Origin of the sequence: Cellulosimicrobium sp. MI9406, assembly GCF_040595865.1 — a bacterium.
Classification (GTDB): domain Bacteria; phylum Actinomycetota; class Actinomycetes; order Actinomycetales; family Cellulomonadaceae; genus Cellulosimicrobium; species Cellulosimicrobium funkei.
This window is the reverse complement of sequence record NZ_JALIZI010000010.1, coordinates 99,263-119,241: the sequence shown is the minus strand read 5'-3', so window position 1 is coordinate 119,241 and position 19,979 is coordinate 99,263. Positions and strand designations below refer to the sequence as shown.

The following is a 19,979-nucleotide window of genomic DNA, read 5'->3' as shown; positions in this document are numbered from 1 at the left end:
GAACAGGCCGGTCGGGGTGGGGACGGAGTCGAGCAGACCGGGCCGCCCGACGATCGTCAGCTCGCGCACCTCCGCGGGCGTGAGCTCCGGGAGCCGCTGCGCGAGGTCGAGGAAGCGCTCGATCTCGGCGTCCTCGAGGACGCCCGCGGCGAGCGTGCGGAACTTGTGCACGTACTGCTCGCGCCCGAACGGCCGCGCGCCGAGCGGGTGCGCGTCGGCGACGGCGATCTCGCGGACGAGGCGGCCGCCGTCGGCCAGCTCGATCTCGACGCGCCCGCCGAACGCCTTCTCCGCCGGGTCGGTCGAGTGGTAGCGGCGCGTCCACTCGGGGTCCTCGGCCGTCGTGACCTTGGCCCACAGCGCGACGGTGTCGGGGCGGGCCGCGCGCTCGGGGGCGTACGAGTCGACGTGGTGCCAGCCGCCGTCCTGCAGCGCGACCGCGAAGATGTAGGGGATCGAGTGGTCGAGCGTCTCGCGCGACGCCGTCGGGTCGTACTTCTGCGGGTCGTTCGCGCCGGAGCCGATGACGTAGTGGGTGTGGTGGCTCGTGTGGATGACGATCGACGTGACGTTCTCGGGGTCGGCGAGCCACGGGTGCTCGTCGTGCAGTGCCCGCGCGAGGTCGATGAGCGCCTGCGACTGGTACTCCGCGGAGTGCTCCTTGGTGTACGTGTCGAGGATCGCCGTCTTGGGCTCGCCAGGGGCCGGGAGCACGACGTCGTACGCCGCGTCCGGGCCGTCGAGCAGCCACGCGACGACGCCGTCCTCGCCCTCGTAGATCGGCTCGGGCGACGTCTGGCCGCGCATCGCGCGGTCGACGGCCTCGACCGCGACCTTGCCCGCGAACGCCGGGGCGTGCGCCTTCCACGTGGAGATCTGGCCCTTGCGCGACTGGCGGGTGGCCGTCGTCGTGTGCAGGGCCTGCCCGATCGCCTGGAACACCGTCTCGGTGTCGAGGCCGAGCAGCGTCCCGATGCCTGCGGCGGCCGACGGCCCGAGGTGCGCGACGTGGTCGATCTTGTGCCGGTGCAGGCTGATCGCGCGCACGAGGTCGACCTGGACCTCGTACCCGGTCGCGATCGCCCGGACGACGGCGGCGCCGTCGGACCCGGCGTGCTGCGCGACGGCGAGGATCGGCGGGATGTTGTCGCCCGGGTGGGAGTACTCGGCGGCGAGGAACGTGTCGTGGAAGTCGAGCTCGCGCACCGCGACGCCGTTCGCCCAGGCCGCCCACTCGGGGCTCGTGCGGGTGGTGAGGCCGCAGCCGAACACCGTCGACCCCGGGGTGTAGGGGTGCGCGAGCGCCTGGCCTCGCGCCGCGACCGCGGGGCCGCGCGTCAGGCTGGCCGCGGCGACCGCGGCGTTGTCGATGACCCGGTTGACGACCATGTCGACGACCTCGGGCGTGACCTCGACGGGGTCGGTCGCGAGCTCGGCGAGCTTCCACGCGAGCTGGTCGGTGCGGTCGAGCGGCTCCGCGCTGGGGTAGACGCGCAGGTGGTGGGTGTACGGCATCGGTGTCTCCGTCGTGCGGTGGGCGGTGGTCAGGGGAGGTCGTCGGTCGCCGACCCCGCGCCGCGCAGCGACTGCTCGGCGAGGGCGGCGCTGCGCTCGATGTGGGCGCGCATCGCCGCCTCGGCGGCGGCGGCGTCGCGGCTCGCGATGGCGTCGGCGACGGCGCGGTGCTCGTCGACGTGGTCGGTGGTGCCCACGCGGCGGCGAGCCGCGAGCGCGCGGTACCGGTCGACGTGGCCGCGGATCTGGCGCAGGAGCGCCGAGCCCCAGCGGTTGTCGGCGAGCGCCTCGATCTCGCCGTGGAACTGAGCGCCGATGCGCAGCACCTCGTCCTCGTGGTCGCGGACCGCGTCCATGAGCGTCACGAGGCGCGCGAGCCGCGCGACGTCGTCGGGCGTGGCGCGCTCGCACGCGTCCCGGGCGAGGAGGCCTTCGAGGCGGGCGCGCACGTCGTAGACGCGCCGCGCGTCGGCGAGATCGAGCGGCGCGACGCGCACTCCCCCGGTGGGCAGCTCGACGACGAGCGCCTCGGCCTGGAGCAGCCGCAGCGCCTCGCGCACCGGCGTCCGCGAGACGCCGAGCTCGGCGGAGAGCACGGGCTCGGTGAGCCGCGCGTCGGGCGCGAGGGAGCCGTCGATGATGCGGCCGCGCAGCAGGTCGTAGACCGCGCGGGCCCCGGACTGGCGGCGCGCGAGGCCCGCGTCGCCAGGCGCCGCGGACGGCCCGACGGCGGTGCGCAGCTCGGGCGTCGTCGTCACCCGGCCATCGTGCCACACGTCCTGCGCACTTGTATACAACTCCGGAGGAGGCTGGAGATGTCACATCGGATGGCGCCGCGTCGTCGTCCGGGTATGAGGATCGCTGTGGTGGGTGGGACGGGGACCGTCGGTCGGCACGTCGTGGCGGGCCTGGCCGCGCGCGGCCACGAGGTGCGGGCGCTGAGCAGGCACGCCCGGGAGCACCCCGTCGACCTCACGACGGGCGCAGGTCTCGCGGCGGCGCTCGACGGCGTCGACGTCGTGGTCGACGCGAGCAACACCGCGACGTCGTTGCGGCACGTGCGCGCGGCCGTCGTCGACGGCACGCGGCGCCTGCTCGCCGCCGAGCGCGACGCCGGGGTGCGGCACCACGTGCTCGTGTCGGTGGTCGGGTGCCACGATGTGCCGATGGCCTACTACGCCGCCAAGGTCGCGCAGGAGCGCGAGGTCGCGGACGGGGGCGTGCCGTGGACGGTCGTCGCCGCGACCCAGTTCCACGAGCTCGTCGCCGCGACGCTCGGGGCCGCGGCGCGCCGGGGCGTCGTGCCGCTGCTGCGCGCCCCGGTCCAGCCGGTCGCGGCCGCCGAGGTCGGCGCCGCCGTGGCGGACGCGGCCGAGCGCGAACCGCTCGGCGGCATCACGACCGTCGCGGGTCCCGAGGCGGTCGACCTGCGCGACCTGGCGCGCGCCTGGCGCGACGTCACCGGCTCGCGCGCCGTCCCCGTCCGGGTGCCGCTCCCCGGCGCGCTCGGCCGCGCGCTGCGCGCCGGCGGCCTCACCGACTCGCACCCCGACGTGCGCGGCACCACGACGTTCCGCGACTGGCTCGCGGCGCAGCGCGCCGAGCGGGCGGCAGCCCGGTGACCGGCCCGGCCGCCGACGACCTCGCGCGCGCGTTCGAGGCCGAGCGCCCGCGCCTCCTGCGGCTCGCGTACACGACGACCGGCTCCTGGTCCGACGCCGAGGACTGCGTCCAGGACGCGTGGCTGCGGCTGCGCACCCAGGACGCAGGCTCGATCCGCAACCTCGCGGCCTGGCTGACGACGACGGTCGGGCGGCTCGCGCTCGACGTGCTCGGGAGCGCGCGGGCGCGCCGCGAGCGCTACGTCGGGACGTGGCTGCCGGAGCCGGTCGTGACGACCCCGGGCGCCGCCTCGCCGGTCGCCGCGGGCGCCGTCGACGCGGCGGACCCGGCCGACCGCGTGACGCTCGACGAGGAGGTGAGCATGGCTCTCCTCGTCGTGCTCGAGCGCCTCTCCCCCGCGCAGCGCGTCGCGTTCGTGCTCCACGACGTGTTCGGGCTGCCGTTCGACGAGGTGGGCGACGTCGTCGGGCGCTCGCCGGCCGCCGTCCGCCAGCTCGCGGCGCGCGCCCGCAAGGACGTGGAGGCGGGGCGGCCGCGCGGGACCGCGACGCGCGCCGAGCAGGCGCGCGCCGTCGAGGCGTTCGTCGCGGCCTGCTCGGACGCCGACCTGCCGGCCCTGCTCGCGGTGCTCGACCCGGACGTCGTGCTGCGGGGCGACGGCGGCGGCAAGGTCCGCGCGCTGCGGCACACCGTGCGCGGGGCGGGGACGGCAGGTCCCGTGCTGCTCAGCTACCTGCGCACGCCGCCCGAAGCGATGCGCCTGGTCGACGTCAACGGCGCGCCCGGGCTGCTCCTGCGCGACGGGACCGGGGTGCTCACGGTGATCGCGTTCACGGTCGTCGGGGGGCGGGTCGCGGCGCTCGACGTCGTGCGCAACCCCGACAAGCTCGGGACGGTGCGCGCCGACCTTCTCGACGCGGATCTGGCATGACCAGGGCGTGACCGGGGCTCAGGGGCGGTAGCCGTCCGCGGGCCAGGCGCCGTAGCCGTCGAGGTGCTCGTCGGCGTCGCGCACGTAGTCGTCGACCGGGGCCATGCGCTCGGCCATCTCGAAATGCCAGTCCACGAGCTCGCCGAGCGGCACCGGGGTGCGCGACGAGCGGGCGACGTCGCGCCCCTCCTCCGACCACAGGGGCGGGTAGACGCTCAGGCCCTCGTCGAGGCGCACGGTGCCGATCTCGTCGTACCAGCCGGGCCAGCGCACGGGCGCGTAGAACTCGGCGGTCCCCCCGCTCACGGACCACTCGAGGAACGCCGCCTGGCCGAACCCGAGGTCGAGCCAGGAGAGCGAGCCCGGCGCGAAGTAGTGGACGTTGCCGAGCGGGCCGGGGAGCCCGCCGCCGTTGATCGCGAACGTGCCGCCGAGCACGTCGTACGCGACGACGAGGACGGACGGCGCGACGCTGTTCTCCCCCGGCTCCCCGAGGCCGTTGACGGTCGCGAGGTCCGGCAGCCCGGCCCCGCCCCCGCCGATGATCCGGAGCCACCCGCCGTCGACGAGGACCCCGCCGGTGTGCAGGGCGAGCGCGCCGAGGGTCGAGCGGACGGTGACCTGGAGCCGGTAGAGGACCTCGAGCGACCAGGCGGGCGCGGGCACGACCTCGACGCCGCCGCGACCCAGCATGCGCGAGAGCGTCGGCCACGCCGGGTCGTCGACCGCAGCGAGCTCCGCAGCCGTCCGCACTGTCATGGCCGGATCATGCCAGATGTTGCCCGTCAGCAGGAGTCCTGGTAAAAGCGCGGGGTCGGTACGCGCCCGGCTCGTCCGTCGATGCGCCGAAAAGACCGGTTCCCCCGCGCGTCGCCCCGGGGAGGCCCTGGCACGGTGAAGACGCCGGGCGGACCCTGGGGAGGACGTCGGCGCCCCACCCCGCACGGTCGCGGTGACCGGTACGGTCACGGCCGTGGACGACGACGGCACACCCTCCCCCGAGCCCGCCACCGACCCCGGCACCGGGACGGCCCCGCCACGGGCCCGACGGCGCGGCCCCCTCGTCGCGGTGGCCGCCGCGGGCGTGGGCGGTGTTCTCGCGGTGGTCGCCGCCGTCGTCGGGCCGGCGGCGCTGCGCACCGCGGCCGAGCAGCCCGCCCCGACCACCTCGTCGGTCGCCCCGACGACCCCCGCACCCGGCGCGACGCCCGCGCCGAACTCCCCCGAGAGCGACCACGAGGCCGTCGCGGCGCGACTGCGGGCGCTGCCCGGCGTCGCGGCCGTGGATGCCCTGGGGACCGCGGGCGAGTCCGCGCGCGTCACGCTGGTCAGCCCGCTGCCGACACCCGAGGAGGCGCAGCGCACCGCCGACGACGCGAGCGCGATCGTCGCCGCCGCGCCCGGCGGTGGTGCCTGGTCGCTCCGCGTCGAGGGCACGGGCGCGGGCGGCGGGACGTTCGCCGTCGCGCACGGCCCGGGCGCGGACACCGACCGCGGCATCGACCCGGCCACCGGGGAGCCCCGCCCCGAGCTCCTCGGGGCCGACGCCGTGGCCGACGCCGTGCGCCTCGTCGCCCACGACCCCGTGCGCCGCGTGTTCCTGTCCCCGGGGTCCGCGTCGGTCGACGTCGGCACGGCCGACGACCTCGTCGGCGTCGCCGCGCTCGTCCGTGCCGAGGGCCGGGGGCTGACGAGCCTCGGTGTCGCCGGCGGCGCCGTCGGCACCTACGACGACGGCGGGCAGTCCGTCCCCGACGACGCGCTGCTCACCCTGCTCGGAGAGGTCGCCGCGGAACCTGGCGTGACGCAGGTCGTGCACGAGACCGCGCGCGACACGTTCCCGCAGGACCCCCTGCTCACGGTGATCACCTCGGGCGACGCGGCCGTCGTCGCGCGCACGCTCGACGGCGCGGCCTACACCGGACCCGTGCTCGCGTACCAGGTCCACGGCTCGACCGACGGCGGCGCGTCCGCGACGCGCTCCGGGTTCGTCGCGGGAGCCGCCGCACCGACGACCGGGACGCGCCCCGCGGGCGCGTGCGCCCCCGGCGACCTCACGCTCGGGGCCCTCGGGTTCGACGCCGCGGCGGGGCGCCGGTTCCTCACCGTCACGGCCCGCAACGACGGCGCCGCGGAGTGCGTCCTCGCGGGCGCGCCCGTGGTCCGCTTCGTCGCCGACGACGGCTCGGAGACGGACGTGCTCCTCGAGCCGGACGACGACGGCCTCGCCCCGATCGCCCTCGCGCCGGGCGCCACCGCCTGGGCCGCGCTTACGTGGCGCGGCGGGTCGACGGCGGACGACCCGCCGCTCGTCACGACGCTGCTCGTGGCCCCGCACCCGGGCGACCCCGAGTCGGTCGTCGGGCTCGCGGGCATCCCCGGCGTCGGGGACGGCCTCGACCTGCTCGGCGGCGGGACCGCGACGGTCGGGTCGTGGACGCCCGCGCGGGCGGGGTGACGAGAACGCACGCGGGCTGCGGGGCCCGTCGGCGGCCTGCCGACGGACCCCGAGAGCGTCAGCTCAGGCACTCCCGAGCCATCTGGCTCCCCGACTGCACACCGTCGACGACCGACAACCGGTCGACCGCGCCCCGCCAGTGGTCCGTCCACGTGCCGTCGCGCTGTGCCCGACCCACCTGGAGCGCACCGCTCGACGGCCAGCCCGGGCTCGTGGTCGTGGCGGTCCCCGCGAGCGTCGTCTCGCCCGCGCCCGGGTCGTCCACCGAGCCGATCTCGCAGACGTAGAGGCGCAGCTCGCCCGCGGCGGCGTCCCGCACGCCCGTCAGCCGCACCCACGCCCCGGGCTTCACGTCGACGCCCGAGAGAGCGACGGTCGACGCCGAGCCGTCGGCGTCGGCGTCCGCCGTCCAGAACGCCCAGCACGTGCCGGACGCCGTCCCGCACGCGGCGTCGTGCCGCACGCCCAGGGAGAACGCGCTCGCCCGGTCGCCCGCCTGGCTCACCGCGGCACGCGTCGCCCCGGTCGCGTCGGCCCGCACCGTCGCGCCCACGGAGAAGGCCCCGCCCGTCGGCGCCACGGGAGTCGCGGACCAGGCGGCGGACGCGTCGTCGGCGATCACGAGCGCGCCGTCCGACGGGTCGATCTCGAAGTCCGCGAGGTAACCGCGACCCCACATCCCGCCATGGGCGAGCGTGAGCGAGCGGCTGCCCGAGGCGTCCCGCGCCTCCGGCCCCGCGCCCTCGGAGAACGCCCAGCGCACCGGCGCCGCGCTCGCCACGGAGAACCGGTAGAGGCGCACCGGGCCCGTCGCCCCGGCGGCGTCGACCGCCTGCGCGGAGATGCGATGGCTCCCGCTCGCCGTCGGCGTGAACTCGACCCGCTCGCCCGGCACCGCCGAACGGTCGAGCGCGTCCGAGTCGAACGAGTAGCGGATCGCCACGACCCCGGGCTCGTCGGTGGACAGCACGAACGCGCCGCGCACGCCGACACCCCCGGTCGTCGCACCCTCCCGGTAGACCGCGGGCTCACCCTCGACGGGCGTGATCACGGGCTCCCGCTCGGGCCGCACGAGGTCGGCGACGAACTCGCAGCTGCTCGCCTCGCTCCAGGCCCCGCCGTCCGCCGTGGCCGCTCGTGCCTCCCACGAGTACACGCCGTCGTGCTGCAGCAGACCCGACGGCACCACCACCGACGCGACCGTCCCGGGGGACTGCGGCGGCGTCTCCGCCGTCCACAGCTCGGCGCCCGTCGCGACGTCCTGCAGGGCGAACCGAGCGAGGAGCGCCCCGGACCCCTCGCCGGAGAGCTCCGCCCGGAGCGTCGGCGTTCCCGACCGCACGGCCGGGCGGGCCTCGCCCGTCACGCACGCGCTCTCGGGCTCCGCGGTCCCGAGCGCGGTCGCGGTCGCCCCTGCGGCAGGCGCGAGCTCGAGCTCGAGCGCCGTCCCCGCACCGAGCACCGCCAGCCCGGACCGTGCACCGGAGAGGCCGAGCGCGACGGGACCGCCGGACGCGACCGCCTCCGCGACGGGGGCGGTGACGTCCCAGGACACGGCGCCCCAGCGGTCGCAGCGCCCCGCCGAGGCGGCCGACGCGACGGCGGCGCCCCACGTCGAGGCGTGGTTCGCCCACGTGCTCGACCGGACCACCGCGCCCACCCCGTGCGCCGTGACCGGCGCGGTACGGCACTGCGCGCCCTGCACGCCCGACGTCCGGAGCGTCGCCCCGGTGACGGTCGCGCCCGCGGGCACCGCCGAGCCGATCGCGTCCGTGAAGTCCCACGCGACGCGGGTCTCGCCCAGCACCGCGCACAGGAGACCGGAGTCGCACCCGCCGACGGCCTGCGCGCCCGTGGACCCGTACCCGGACGCCGACCGCGGCAGCGCCGACCGCAGCACCGTCCGCGCGGCGCCGTCCCCCGCGAGGACGACGCGCGCGCCGTCCTCCGCGAGCGCACCGGCCGGCAGCGGTCCTGCGCTCGCCGCGGCGGCGCCCGCCGTCAGACCGGAGAGGGCCAGCACGGCGCCCAGCAGCGCGCCCACGGTCCTCCGCGTCGTTCGTCCCACGTCTCCCCCGATCACCCGCTCGCCGTCGTCGGCGAGGTGCTTGCCGCATGCTCCGGTCGTCCTCGACCAGGTCGTCCCACGGCAGATGCCGGAAATGTACACCCGCCCTGCGACACCGCGGCGCGCGGCGCCGTCGTCCGGCCGCGGACCGGCCCGTGCTCACCCGAACGTCGCGGTGAACACCTGGACGCCGGGCGGGACGTCGAGCTCGACGATCCCCGCTGTCGGGCCGTCGCCCTCCAGGACGGGGTAGAGCGTCGGGCTGCCGGACACGTCGATCTCGCGGGTCGTGGTCCGCCCGTCCGTCGTGACACGGGCCGTGACGGTGCCCTCGCCGCCGAGCACCGTGAACACGTCGGTCGAGCGGTACGCGAGACGCACGCGCGCGTCGTCGGACACGGCGGTCGCGCCCTGGAAGTCGACGTCCCACGTGCCGCCGAGCGAGAACGTGTCCTGCCGCTGGTCGTCGGCGAGCGTGAAGTCCTGCTGCCCCGCGGCATAACGCGGCTCGCCCGCGTAGTTGACGACGCGCTTGATGGAGAAGTAGGTCTCGGGCGTCGTCTCGTCCTGCGGGGTGGTGTCGCCGACGGCGGTGGGCTCGGGCAGCTCCACGCCCGGGTTCGCGTCCTCGAGGAGCTCGCGCACCAGGCGCTCGGTGTCCTCGTACCCGCCCTCCCCGAAGCGGATGTGGCGCACGGTCCCGTCGGCGTCGACGAGGTACTGCGCGGGCCAGTAGCGGTTCCGGTAGGCCGTCCAGGTCGCGTACGCGTTGTCCTGGGCCACGGGGTAGGTGACGCCGAGGTCCTGCGCGCCGGCGACGACGTTGCGCGTCTCGCGCTCGAACGCGAACTCGGGCGTGTGGACCCCGACGACCTCGAACCCCGCGCCGACGTCGCGGTAGCGGTCGTACCAGGCGTTGACGTGCGGGATCGCGCGCTGGCAGTTGATGCAGGAGTAGGTCCAGAAGTCCACGAGCACGACCTTGCCGCGCAGCCCCTCGAGCGTCAGCGCCTCGCCGCCCGGGGTGTTGAGCCACGTGTCGATGCCGCGCAGCTCCGGGGCGGTGCCGCAGTCCTCCAGCACGGGCGCGCCGTTCGAGCAGTTCGACAGCTCGCGGTTCTCGTCGGTGACGAGCCCGCCGAGGTCGAGCGCCTCGCGCACGGCGTCGTTCTCGTCGACCCGCTGCTGGAGCGCACCCGTGTAGTCGGGCAGGGCGCGCTGGAGCGCGGCGGGGAGGTTCAGCGCGAGCGCGCCGGCGAGCGCGATCATCACGACGCCGCCCGCGACGCGGATGCCGCGCGTGTGCCGCTGGAACCCGCGGACCCGCTCCGCGACGCGGCGCCCCGCGAGCGCGAAGACCAGGAGCGGGATCGCCGCACCGACCGCGAACGACACCGTGAGGGCGACGGTGCCCGGGCCGATGTTCCCCGTCGCCCCGGCCACGGTGATCGCCGCGAGGACCGGCCCGGCGCACGGCACGTACAGCACACCGAGGCCGAGGCCGAGCACGAACGCCCCGCGGTCCTGGCGGGCGGCGCCGCGTCGTGCCCCGAGCGCCGCGACCCGCCGGAACGGCCGCTCCAGGACCTCCTCGACGCGCGGAACGATCATCCCCACGCCGATCGCGACGAGGAGGACGATGCCCGCCCAGCGCAGCAGGTCCTGCGGGAGCCCGAGCGCGGTCAGCAGGAGGGAGCCGAGGAGCGTGAAGACGCTGAAGCTGAGGACCAGGCCCGCGATGACGAGGTAGGGGCGCCACGAGCGGCGCGCGGTCCGCCGCGTCGCGCGGGGCCCGGGCCCGCCGCCGGCCGGGGCGGCGGGCTCCGCGTCCCCCGTCGACAGGTCGAGGGTGAGCGTCCCGCCGCGCGTCGGCCGCGCCGCGACCTCCCGCGCCCCGGCGGCCTCCGGCTCGCCGCTCGGGCCGCCCCGGCCGCGCGGCCCCGCGGCCGGGCGACCGCCGACGCGGACCGCGTCCGGGACGCCCGCGAACAGCCCCGGGGAGACGCCGCCTGTCCCGGTCTCCGCGGTGCCCGACGGCGTCGCCCCCGTGCGCGCCCCCTGCACACCGCCCGCGAAGAAGATGACGGGCAGCATGGGCAGGATGCACGGCGAGATCCCCGTGATGAGTCCCCCGAGCAGGCCGATGACGATGAGCGTCTCCATGCCAGGGGTTCGGACCGGCGGCCCTCGCGGATGGGTCCGCCGCGCGCCGAGGGCACGTCGCCGGGCGCACGACGACGGCCCCGACCGTCCGGTCGGGGCCGTCGGGACCCGCTCGCGCGGGTCCACCGCGCGCCCGCTTCTGGACGCGCAGGGAGGATCACATCGTCGGCATGAGCACCGTGTCCACGAGGTACACGGTCGCGTTCTGCGTCATCACGCCACCGCACACGACGGCCGCGTCGTTGACCATGAGCTCGTCGCCCGATCCGGTGACCTCGACCGTGCCGCCCTCGACGGTCTCGTGCTCGCCGGCGACCTGGTCGGGCGTGAGCTGGCCGGGCACCACGTGGTACGTGAGGATCTTCGTCAGCGTGTCGGAGTCCGTCTTCAGCGACTCGAGCGTCGCGGCGTCGATCTTGGCGAACGCGTCGTCGACGGGGGCGAACACGGTGAACTCGCCGCCGTTGAGCGTGTCGACAAGGTTGACGTCCGGGTTGAGCTCACCCGAGACGGCCGCGGTGAGCGTCGTGAGCAGCGGGTTGTTCGACGCCGCCACGGCGACGGGGTCCGTCGACATCCCGGTGATCGACCCGGCGCCGTCGGGCACCTGCTCCGCGTAGGCGGCACAGCCGGGGCCCACGAGGTTCGCGGCGGGGTCGGCCGCCATGTCGTCCGAGCCCTCGGTCGAGTCGTCGGTCATGTCGTCGGACGTCGAGTCGTCCGTCATGGTGTCGGACTGCGAGTCGGTCGTCGTCGAGTCGGACCCCGTGTCCGAGTCCGAGCTGCACGCGGACAGGCCGAGCACGGCGAGCGTGGCGATGCCGGCGACGGCGTACGACGTGCGGGTGCGAACGTTCATCGGTCTCTCCTCGGGTCGTCGCCCCGCCGGTGCGGGGCGTCATGCCGAGGGTTCGGAGCGCTGGCCCGGGTGGATGGGTCGGGATCGGCACGAGTTTTCCCGCGCGCGTCCCGACCCCTCCGGGCCGCGGCGCTCAGCCGACGAGCGCGACCACCGGGTCCGTCGTGGGCTGCTCCGAGCCGCCCGCCGGCTCGACCGTCACGGCCATGCCGACGCCCGGCTCGTCCTGGACGAGCCGCGACGTGCTGCCGTCCTGGACGTCGAGGACGCCCGCCGAGACGACGGCGCCGTCGGGCTCGACCACCCAGAGCTGGTAGTCGCGGTCGTCGCCCGCGTCCGGCAGGTCGGACGCGCGGAAGTACATGTCGTCGCCCGCCGCGAGGACGGACGCCTGCCCGCCGCCCGCCACGTCGCCGTGCAGGATCGTCGCGTCGGGGTCGGCGAGCATGCGCTCGATCGCGTCCGCCCGCGCCTCCAGGCGGGACTGCTCCTGCGTCGCGCGGACCGCGACCGTCGTCGGGACGGCCACCGCGACCACCGCGGCCACCGCCGCCGCGAGCCCGGTCCAGCGCCCACGGCGGGCGCGGCGCGCGGCCGCGAGGTCGACGACGACGCCCCCCGTGCTCTCCCCGGCGGACGGGGCCGCGTCCGCGGACGCGGCCACGCGGGCCAGGACGGCGTCGCGCAGCGCGGGCGGCGGTGCGCTCTCGACGGCGAACGCCGCCACGACGTCGCGGTACTCGTCGAGCTCGCGCCGCGCGTCGGGGTCGGCCGCGAGCAGGCGCTCGACGGCGCGCCGCTCGACGTCGTCCACCGCGTCGAGCGCGTAGGCGGGGAGCAGGTCGCGGACGTCCGGACGGTCGTCCGCGCCATCACCGCGGGGCGTGGTCGGGTCAGCCACGACGCACCCCCAGGCAGTCGCGGAGCCGCAGGAGCCCGTCCCGGATGCGGGACTTCACGGTCGGCAGCGCGGCGTCGAGCCGCTCCGCGACCTCCCGGTAGGTGAGCCCGCCGTAGTACGCCTGCACGACCGCCTCCCGCTGCGTCGCCGTGAGCGAGTCCAGGCACCGCCGCACGGCCGCGCCCTCGAGACGTCGCTCGACGTCCTCCACCACCACGTCCCGCGGTGCCGCGGCCGTCGAGGCGTCCACGTCGCGCTGGTCGCGGTCGCGGCGCGCCTGCTCGGCCCGCACGCGGTCCACCGCGCGCCGCCGGGCGAGCGTGGCGACCCAGGTTCGCGCCGAGCCGCGGGTCGCGTCGTAGCGCGCCGCCGTCTGCCACACCTCCACCATCACCTCCTGCACGACCTCCGCCGCATGGTCCGGGTCCCGCAGGACCCCCAGGCACGTGCCGTACGCGACCGGCGCGAGCGCGTCGTAGACGGGCGCGAACGCGGCGGGGTCGCCGCCGGCGCACGCCGTGAGGGCGGCGTCGACCGCCGGGTTCGTCGTCACGGGAGGTGGCACCCGGTCAGTGTGCAGCACGGGCGCCTCCCGCACGCGCTGCGGCGCGTCGACCACGGCTCTCGGCACCCGACCTCCCGTCGCCAGCGCCGTCCCGGTCCGTCCGGGACACCCTGGGTTCGGCGCCGACGCGCGGACGGATGGGTCCCCGCCCGCGGGCACCGCTCAGAGCGCGCGTCGGGCGCGGACCGCGCCCGCGAGCTCGCGCAGGAGGTCGGCCGTCGTGTCCCAGTCGATGCACGCGTCCGTGACGGACTGCCCGTAGACGAGGCCGCTCGGCGCGGGCTTCTGCGCGCCCGCCACGAGGAAGCTCTCCATCATGAGGCCCGTGATGCCCTGCTCGCCCTCGGCCAGCCGTGCGGAGACCTCGCGCACGACCTCCGCCTGGCGCACGTGGCTCTTGCCGGAGTTGCCGTGCGACGCGTCGACCACGAGCCCGTGCTCCGTGACCCCGCCGCGACCCGAGGTGCGCGCGACCGCGAGCGCCGCCGCGACGTCGTCGGCCCCGTAGTTGGGGCCCGAGCGCCCGCCGCGCAGGATGACGTGGCAGTCGGGGTTGCCCGCGGTCTCCACGGCGGCGGCCCGGCCGAGCGAGTCCATGCCGAAGAACGTGTGCTCGCTCGCCGCGGTGATGCAGCCGTCGACCGCGATCTGCACGTCGCCGTCGGTCGCGTTCTTGAACCCGACGGGCATGGACAGGCCCGAGGCGAGCTGGCGGTGCACCTGCGACTCGGCGTTGCGCGCGCCGATCGCGCCCCAGGACACCGCGTCGGCGATGTACTGCGGGCTCGTCGGCTCGAGGAACTCGCACGCGGCCGGGACGCCGGCGTCCAGCACGCCGAGCAGCACCTCGCGCGCGAGGCGCAGGCCGTGGTGCACGTCGTGCGAGCCGTCGAGGTGCGGGTCGTTGATGAGGCCCTTCCAGCCCACGGTCGTGCGCGGCTTCTCGAAGTAGACGCGCATGACGACCATGAGGTCGTCCGCGAGCTCGTGCGCGACGGCGGCCAGGCGCCCCGCGTACTCGAGCGCGGCCTCGGGGTCGTGCACCGAGCACGGGCCGACGATGACGAGGAGGCGGTCGTCGTCGCCCGCGAGGACGTCACGGACCTCGCGGCGCGACGTCGTCACGAGGTCGCTGCGCGTCGCACCGAGGGGCAGGTCGGCGAGCATGGCGCGCGGCGCGGGGAGGGCGTCGAGCGCGCGGACCCGCAGGTCGCTCGTGCGCGCCTGGAGCTCGGGGCTGTCCACGGGGTCGACGGTACTCGTCGCGCCGTCGGTCGTCGCGGTCTCGGGCGAGGTGGTGGTGCTGGTCACGGGGGGCTCCTGGTCTGTGCGGCGGGGTCTGGGAACGCCGTGAGTCGGGATGCCCAGCGGCGCTCCACCGGCCTGCTGCCGCCCGTGGTCCCGGAGCGGCCCGTCTCACGACGAAGGGCCCGGACGCGGTCGCGTCCAAGGCCCTGTGCTGGCTCCGGGTGGTGATCTGTGGTCAGGCTGACGCCCGCACGGCCCCACCGGGAGCCTGCGTAAAGCGCCAATACCACTGAGAAGTCACGAGCCGACGGTAGCACAGCGCCTCCGAGGGGCGGACGGCCCGTCTCACGGGCCGGTCGGGCAGCGCCTACGCTCGGGGCATGCCGATCCCCGAGTTCGTCGCCGCCCTCCGGTCCCACGTCGGGACCGACCTGCTGTGGATGCCGGGGGTGTCGGGCGTCGTCGTGGACGACGCCGGCCGGGTGCTGCTCGGGCAGCGCGCCGACTCCGGCCAGTGGGCCGTGATCAGCGGGATCCTCGAGCCGGGCGAGGACCCGGCGGTCGGGCTCGCGCGCGAGGTGCTCGAGGAGACGGGCGTCGAGGTCGTGGTGGACGCGCTCGTCGCGGTGACGGTCACGGAGCCGATGGAGTACCCCAACGGCGACCGGTCGCAGTACCTCGACCTGGCGTTCCTGTGCCGCCCGGCGTCGCCGGCGGCCGCCGCGGCGGCGCACGTCGCGGACGACGAGTCCCTCGCCGTCGCGTGGTTCGCCCCGGACGCCCTGCCCGACGACGTCGCGCGCTCGTCGACCGAGCGCCTCGGCCACGCCCTCGCGCGGCTCGCCGACCCCTCAGCCGGCCCGTTCTTCGTCCGCTGACGCGGCGGCCGGCGCGTCGGGCACCGGCGCCCTCCCGTCCGTGGCGGGGCCCAGCCAGCGCACCGCGAGCAGGCACGCGTCGTCGTCCTCCGGAGCGCGCGAGACGACGGCCTCCAGCAGCCGGTCGTCGCGCAGGCCGACGTCGAGGGCGCGCGTGACGACGTCCGCGAGCTCGTCGAGCGCGAGCGCGAGCGGCCGGTCGCGGCGCTCGACCACGCCGTCCGTGAAGAGCAGCAGCAGGTCGCCCGGGGCGAGCCGCACGGCCTTCGCGACGCGCGGCGTCGTGCCCCGCACGCCCAGCGGCGTCGACCGGGCCTCCCACAGGTACGCCGCGGAGCCGCCGGCCCGCACGAGCAGGGGCGGCAGGTGGCCCGCGCACGTGTAGCGCAGCACCCCGGCCCGCAGGTCGAGCTCCCCGTACACGAGGCTCGCCATGAAGCCCGTGCCCGTCCGGTCGACGAAGCGGTCGACGCGCTCGACCACCTCCTCCGGCGGCAGCCCCGTGTCGGACGCGGCCCGGACGGCGGTGCGCAGCTGCCCCATCGACGTCGCCGCCTTGAGCCCGCGGCCGACGACGTCCCCCACGCTGAGCGCGACGACGTCGGGCGCGACCCGGAAGGTGTCGTACCAGTCGCCGCCGACCTGGAGGTCGTGGACGCCCGGGCGGTAGCACGCCGAGACCTCGACCTGCGGGTCGGTGACGATCCCGTCCGAGAGCATCGCGCCCTGGAGCTCGCTCGCGACCGAGACGCTCTGCTCGTGGACCCGCGCGCGCGAGAGCGCGAGCGCCGCGAGCTGGCCCGCGGCGGCGGCGGTGCCCAGGTCGACCGGGTCGGAGCCTGCGGCGCGACGTGGTTCGAGCGCGAGCACGCCGAGCAGCGCGCCCGCCGTGCGCAGCGGCACGACGACCGTCCCGTCGTCCCGCACCGTCGCCTCCGTGAGCTCGTCGATCGTCGGCGCCAGGACGCCGACGGCGCCGCCCCACCGCCGCAGCGGGCCGCGCTCCTGCGCCGTCCACAGCGCGGCGTCGCCCGCGCCCAGCATCGTGACGGCCGCGCGGAGCAGGACCCACGCGACGCCGTCGAGACCGGCGACGCTCGCGAGGTCGGCGGCGACGCCGTGCAGCAGCCGCACCCGGCGCTCCGCCTCCTCCGCCGCGCGGCGCGCCTCGACGAGCTCGTGCTCGAAGCGCGACCGCTCGCGCGCGCCGAGCATCGCGACCTCGATCAGCCGCTCGCCGCGCGCCTCGCGCTCGATCGCCGTGAGCAGCACGGGCTCGCGGCCCCCGGGCGTGCGGAGCTCGACCGCGACCTCGTCCACGCGGCCCTCGATGTGCAGGCGCGGGCCGACGTGCGTCTCCCAGAAGATGCGCCCGCCCACCGTGAGCAGGTCCGCCAGCCGGCGGCCCGCGACCGCCTCGACGTCCGGGACCTCGATCGTCCGCAGGAACTCGTCGTTGGCGTCGAGGACGCGCGCCTCGGTGTCGAGGAGGAGCAGCGCGACGGGGGCGAGCGCCCAGCGCTCGGCCCGGGACATCGCCATCAGGCGGCGCCCAGCCAGTCGCGCATCGCGCGCACGAGGAGGTCCGGGTGCGAGAGGTTCGGGCAGTGCCCCACCGAGTCGATGACGACGAGGTCGCTGCCCGGCAGGTGCTCGTGCACGTAGCGCCCGACCTCGGGCGGCGCGATGACGTCCTCCCGGCTCTGCACCACGAGGCTCCGGGTGCGCACGCGCGCCAGGTCCGCCCGGTTGTCGCCGAGGAACGTCGCGCGCGCGAACTGCCGGGCGACCGCCGGGTCGTTGCGCCGGAACACCGCGGCGAGCTCGTCGCCGAGCGCCGGGCGGTCCGGGTTCCCGGCGATCACGGGTGCCATGACCTGCGTCCAGCCGAGGTAGTTCGCGTCCATCGTCTCCAGGAGCTCGTCGATCTCCTCGGCGGTGAACCCGCCGCGGTAGCCGTCGTCGTCGACGTACCGCGGGCTCGGGCCCACGAGGATCAGCCGGTCGAACAGGTCCGGGCGGTCGGCCGCCGCGAGCAGCGCGATCACGGCGCTCACCGAGTGGCCCACGAGCACCACGGGCCCGCGCCCGTCCCCCGGCCCGACGGCCTCCACGATCTCCACCACGTCCGCGGCGTAGCCCGCGAGGTCGGCGTGCCGGACGGCGTCGTGCGCGGTGGGGTGCGACGCCCCGCACCCCGAGTGGTCGAACAGCACGACCCGGTGGTCCGTCGCGAACGCGGGCGCGACGAAGCGCCACATCGACTGGTCGCAGCCGAAACCGTGCGCGAAGACCATCGTCGGGCCGTCCTGCGCCCCCATGACCCGCACGTTGTTGCGCTCGTGCACGTCCACGCGTCACAGCGTAGGGGGGAAGGGGTCGCGAGGGGCAGCGGCGCCCCGGGGTGAGACCCGCGCACGGCACAATGTCCTCATGCGTGTCTCGGCGAAGGCGGACTATGCGGTGCGGGCGTGCGCCGAGCTCGCGGCGTCGCCGCACGGCGACCCGGTACGGGCGGAGGACCTCGCGACGGGTCAGGGCCTCCCGGTGAGCTTCCTCGAACGGATCCTCGGCGACCTGCGCCGGGCCGGGATCGTCGCGAGCGTCCGCGGGCGCTCCGGCGGCCACCGCCTCGCGCGCCCGGCGTCCGAGGTGACGCTCGCCGACGTCTTCCGCGCGGTCGACGGCCCGCTCGTCACGGTCCGCGACGAGCGCCCCCCGAGCCTCGAGTACGACGGCTCCGCCGCGGGCCTGCTCGAGGTGTGGATCGCCCTGCGCGCGAGCGTCCGCGACGTGCTGGACCGCGTGACGATCGACGACGTCGTGCGCCGCGACCTGCCCGACGACTTGCACGCGCTCGCGGCCCGCGCCGACGCGTGGGAGAACCCCTGACGGGACGCTCCCGTTAACACTGGCCCACGATGCGGGCGGCGCTTCACATAGTGGACCCGCCCGGTCAACCTTGTCAGGACACGTCGGGACCCTCCCGGCGGCCCGAGCAAGGAGGCCCCGGTGCGGACCCTCGTCCTGCTGGCCCTCGTGGGCCTCGGCGCCCAGCTCGTCGACGGCAGCCTCGGCATGGCGTACGGCGTGACGTCCACGACGCTCCTCCTCGCGATCGGGACCAACCCCGCGGCGGCGTCCGCGACGATCCACCTCGCGGAGATCGGGACGACGCTCGCGTCCGGCGCGGCGCACTGGCGGTTCGGGAACGTCGACTGGAAGGTCGTGCTGCGCATCGGCGTGCCGGGCGCGCTCGGGGCGTTCGCGGGCGCGACGTTCCTCGCGAACCTGTCGACCGAGGTCGCCGCCCCTGTCATGTCGCTGCTGCTCCTCGCGCTCGGGGTGTACGTGCTCTCGCGCTTCACGTTCGCCGGGCTGCCGACGGGTCGCCTGGGGCTGCCGCTGCGCAAGCGGTTCCTCGCGCCGCTCGGTCTCGTGGCGGGCTTCGTCGACGCCACGGGCGGCGGCGGCTGGGGCCCCGTGGGCACGCCCGCCCTGCTCGCCTCGGGCCGGATCGAGCCGCGCAAGGTCATCGGGTCCGTCGACACGAGCGAGTTCCTCGTCGCGGTCGCCGCGTCGCTCGGGTTCCTCTGGTCGCTCGGCTCGCAGGGGATCGACCTGACGTGGGTCGTGGCGCTCCTCCTCGGCGGGCTCGTCGCCGCGCCGATCGCGGCCTGGCTCGTGCGGATGCTCCCGCCGCGGATCCTCGGCTCGGCCGTGGGCGGCGTCATCGTGCTCACCAACGTCCGCACGCTGCTGCGCTCCGACTGGGTCGACGCGAGCGGCGCGGTCCAGGGCGTCGTGCTGGCGCTCGTCGCGGTCGTCTGGGCGGCCGCCGTCGTCTGGTCGGTGCGGGCGCACCGCCGCGCCGTAGCGGCGGAGGCAGCGGCCGACCCGACACCCGCCGACACCCCCCACCCGGCCCCCGCCACCCGCTGACCCGCTCCGCCGAGCAGGTGGTCGTGGTCCGTCCTGGCGGCAGGACGGACCACGACGACCTGCTCGACCTCCGGGACCGGCTCGGTCTCAGTCGGTTGCGTAGCGGCGGACGAAGGTTGCGAGGATGCGGTGGGGCTCCCGGACGTCGCCGCGCCGGACGGCCGCCTCGACGTCGCCCGCGGCCTCGGGCGGGAAGTAGCCGTAGTCCCGGTAGACGCCGATGCGCGTGAGGATGCCCTCCAGGTCGAGCTCCGGGTGGAACTGCGTCGCGTAGAGGTTCTCCTTGACGCGGAACATCTGCACCGGGCACGCGTCCGACGTCGCGAGCAGCACCGCGTGCGGCGGCAGCTCCCGCACCGCCTCCTTGTGGCCCACGTACGCCTCGAACGCGTCGGGCAGGCCCGCGAGCAGCGGGTCGGCCCGGCCCTCCGGGGTGAGCCGGATCGTCACTGGCGAGATGGGCTCGGCGTACGTGTCGTCCAGCACCGCGCCCTCGTGCAGGCCGAGGGTCCCGACGCCGTAGCACGCCCCGAGGAACGGGACGTCGCGCTCGACGATCTCGTCCAGGAGCGGTGCGAGCTCGCGCTCGACCCGGCGCTGCGTCGCCGACTTCTCCGCCTCGGGCCGCGACGAGTCGAACGGGCTGCCGCCGACGATCACCCCCGAGTACGCGTCGAGGTCGATCGCCGGCAGCGGGCCCGCCTCCATCCGCACGCGGTGCAGCTCGTGCGGCGCGAGGCCGGAGTGACGCAGCACCGCCGCGTGCTCGCCGTCCGCGGCCGGGTCCTCCGCCCGGGACGCCAGCAGCAGGAAGGGCTTCATGCCGGT

17 protein-coding genes and 1 pseudogene are annotated in these 19,979 nt (G+C 76.3%); 6 read left to right on the top strand and 12 right to left on the bottom strand.

Annotated features, from left to right (window positions below; genetic code table 11):
• Positions 1 to 1,515, bottom strand: a pseudogene (locus MT994_RS17810) (MmgE/PrpD family protein); the annotation flags it as partial.
• A 29-nt stretch (positions 1,516 to 1,544) separates the two neighbouring features.
• Complete coding sequence (locus tag MT994_RS17805; protein ID WP_168945279.1) at positions 1,545 to 2,273, bottom strand: GntR family transcriptional regulator; 729 nt, start codon at positions 2,271 to 2,273, stop codon at positions 1,545 to 1,547.
• Positions 2,274 to 2,381: 108 nt separating this feature from the next.
• Here MT994_RS17805 and MT994_RS17800 point away from each other — a divergent pair, with 108 nt between their 5' ends.
• Positions 2,382 to 3,137, top strand: coding sequence for an NAD(P)H-binding protein (locus MT994_RS17800; protein WP_338077458.1), 756 nt, complete (start codon positions 2,382 to 2,384; stop codon positions 3,135 to 3,137).
• Positions 3,134 to 4,069 (top strand): RNA polymerase sigma factor SigJ, encoded by a 936-nt coding sequence (sigJ, locus tag MT994_RS17795; RefSeq protein ID WP_354807319.1) that lies wholly within the window; start codon positions 3,134 to 3,136, stop codon positions 4,067 to 4,069. The genes MT994_RS17800 and sigJ overlap by 4 nt, the downstream gene beginning before the upstream one ends.
• Before the next feature lie 18 nt (positions 4,070 to 4,087).
• On the opposite strand, the gene MT994_RS17790 is transcribed toward sigJ, so the two are convergent.
• Positions 4,088 to 4,828 (bottom strand): DUF2625 family protein, encoded by a 741-nt coding sequence (locus MT994_RS17790; protein ID WP_354807318.1) that lies wholly within the window; start codon positions 4,826 to 4,828, stop codon positions 4,088 to 4,090.
• A 214-nt stretch (positions 4,829 to 5,042) separates the two neighbouring features.
• On the opposite strand from MT994_RS17790, the gene MT994_RS17785 reads away from it, so the two are divergent.
• On the top strand, positions 5,043 to 6,527 hold the full coding sequence (locus MT994_RS17785) for a DUF4232 domain-containing protein (protein ID WP_354807317.1): 1,485 nt from the start codon (positions 5,043 to 5,045) through the stop codon (positions 6,525 to 6,527).
• A gap of 58 nt (positions 6,528 to 6,585) precedes the next feature.
• Here the strand turns inward: MT994_RS17785 and MT994_RS17780 are convergent, their stop codons facing one another.
• The 6 genes from MT994_RS17780 to MT994_RS17755 all read right to left on the bottom strand — a co-directional run bounded on the left by MT994_RS17780 (position 6,586) and on the right by MT994_RS17755 (position 14,328).
• Positions 6,586 to 8,571, bottom strand: coding sequence for a LamG-like jellyroll fold domain-containing protein (locus MT994_RS17780; protein WP_354807316.1), 1,986 nt, complete (start codon positions 8,569 to 8,571; stop codon positions 6,586 to 6,588).
• A 183-nt stretch (positions 8,572 to 8,754) separates the two neighbouring features.
• Positions 8,755 to 10,758 carry a cytochrome c biogenesis protein DipZ gene (locus tag MT994_RS17775; protein ID WP_354807315.1) on the bottom strand — a complete coding sequence of 668 codons (2,004 nt, stop codon included), beginning with the start codon at positions 10,756 to 10,758 and terminating at the stop codon, positions 8,755 to 8,757.
• Positions 10,759 to 10,915: 157 nt separating this feature from the next.
• Positions 10,916 to 11,617: a fasciclin domain-containing protein gene (locus MT994_RS17770; RefSeq protein ID WP_251176782.1), complete on the bottom strand. Its 702-nt coding sequence runs from the start codon at positions 11,615 to 11,617 to the stop codon at positions 10,916 to 10,918.
• A gap of 133 nt (positions 11,618 to 11,750) precedes the next feature.
• Complete coding sequence (locus tag MT994_RS17765) at positions 11,751 to 12,518, bottom strand: anti-sigma factor (protein WP_354807314.1); 768 nt, start codon at positions 12,516 to 12,518, stop codon at positions 11,751 to 11,753.
• Positions 12,511 to 13,083: an ECF RNA polymerase sigma factor SigK gene (gene sigK / locus MT994_RS17760; RefSeq protein WP_076404668.1), complete on the bottom strand. Its 573-nt coding sequence runs from the start codon at positions 13,081 to 13,083 to the stop codon at positions 12,511 to 12,513. The genes MT994_RS17765 and sigK overlap by 8 nt, the downstream gene beginning before the upstream one ends.
• 162 nt (positions 13,084 to 13,245) lie before the next feature.
• Positions 13,246 to 14,328 (bottom strand): 3-deoxy-7-phosphoheptulonate synthase, encoded by a 1,083-nt coding sequence (locus MT994_RS17755; protein WP_074804177.1) that lies wholly within the window; start codon positions 14,326 to 14,328, stop codon positions 13,246 to 13,248.
• A gap of 383 nt (positions 14,329 to 14,711) precedes the next feature.
• On the opposite strand from MT994_RS17755, the gene MT994_RS17750 reads away from it, so the two are divergent.
• Positions 14,712 to 15,209 carry an NUDIX domain-containing protein gene (locus tag MT994_RS17750; RefSeq protein WP_076404510.1) on the top strand — a complete coding sequence of 166 codons (498 nt, stop codon included), beginning with the start codon at positions 14,712 to 14,714 and terminating at the stop codon, positions 15,207 to 15,209.
• Here the strand turns inward: MT994_RS17750 and MT994_RS17745 are convergent.
• Together MT994_RS17745 and MT994_RS17740 are read right to left on the bottom strand one after the other, a co-directional pair.
• Positions 15,183 to 16,751 (bottom strand): PP2C family protein-serine/threonine phosphatase, encoded by a 1,569-nt coding sequence (locus tag MT994_RS17745; RefSeq protein WP_076404509.1) that lies wholly within the window; start codon positions 16,749 to 16,751, stop codon positions 15,183 to 15,185. The two genes, MT994_RS17750 and MT994_RS17745, sit on opposite strands and share 27 nt — an antisense overlap.
• Positions 16,751 to 17,563: an alpha/beta hydrolase gene (locus MT994_RS17740; protein WP_354807313.1), complete on the bottom strand. Its 813-nt coding sequence runs from the start codon at positions 17,561 to 17,563 to the stop codon at positions 16,751 to 16,753. The genes MT994_RS17745 and MT994_RS17740 overlap by 1 nt, the downstream gene beginning before the upstream one ends.
• Positions 17,564 to 17,642: 79 nt before the next feature.
• Between MT994_RS17740 and MT994_RS17735 the strand changes: the two genes are divergently transcribed.
• Together MT994_RS17735 and MT994_RS17730 are read left to right on the top strand one after the other, a co-directional pair.
• On the top strand, positions 17,643 to 18,101 hold the full coding sequence (locus tag MT994_RS17735) for an Rrf2 family transcriptional regulator (protein ID WP_354807311.1): 459 nt from the start codon (positions 17,643 to 17,645) through the stop codon (positions 18,099 to 18,101).
• Positions 18,102 to 18,221: 120 nt separating this feature from the next.
• Complete coding sequence (locus tag MT994_RS17730; protein ID WP_034652036.1) at positions 18,222 to 19,151, top strand: sulfite exporter TauE/SafE family protein; 930 nt, start codon at positions 18,222 to 18,224, stop codon at positions 19,149 to 19,151.
• A gap of 87 nt (positions 19,152 to 19,238) precedes the next feature.
• Here MT994_RS17730 and MT994_RS17725 read toward each other — a convergent pair whose 3' ends face one another.
• A complete protein-coding gene (locus MT994_RS17725; RefSeq protein ID WP_354807310.1) occupies positions 19,239 to 19,973 on the bottom strand; it encodes a glutamine amidotransferase in 735 nt (244 codons plus the stop codon).
• Between the last annotated feature and the right edge of the window lie 6 nt (positions 19,974 to 19,979).

Coding starts and splice junctions, on each gene's coding strand:
- MT994_RS17790 (WP_354807318.1), bottom strand. CDS start 4,828: ATGACAGTGCGGACGGCTGCGGAGCTCGCTGCGGTCGACGACCCGGCG.
- MT994_RS17775 (WP_354807315.1), bottom strand. CDS start 10,758: ATGGAGACGCTCATCGTCATCGGCCTGCTCGGGGGACTCATCACGGGG.
- MT994_RS17770 (WP_251176782.1), bottom strand. CDS start 11,617: ATGAACGTTCGCACCCGCACGTCGTACGCCGTCGCCGGCATCGCCACG.
- MT994_RS17750 (WP_076404510.1), top strand. CDS start 14,712: ATGCCGATCCCCGAGTTCGTCGCCGCCCTCCGGTCCCACGTCGGGACC.
- MT994_RS17745 (WP_076404509.1), bottom strand. CDS start 16,751: ATGGCGATGTCCCGGGCCGAGCGCTGGGCGCTCGCCCCCGTCGCGCTG.
- MT994_RS17735 (WP_354807311.1), top strand. CDS start 17,643: ATGCGTGTCTCGGCGAAGGCGGACTATGCGGTGCGGGCGTGCGCCGAG.
- MT994_RS17725 (WP_354807310.1), bottom strand. CDS start 19,973: ATGAAGCCCTTCCTGCTGCTGGCGTCCCGGGCGGAGGACCCGGCCGCG.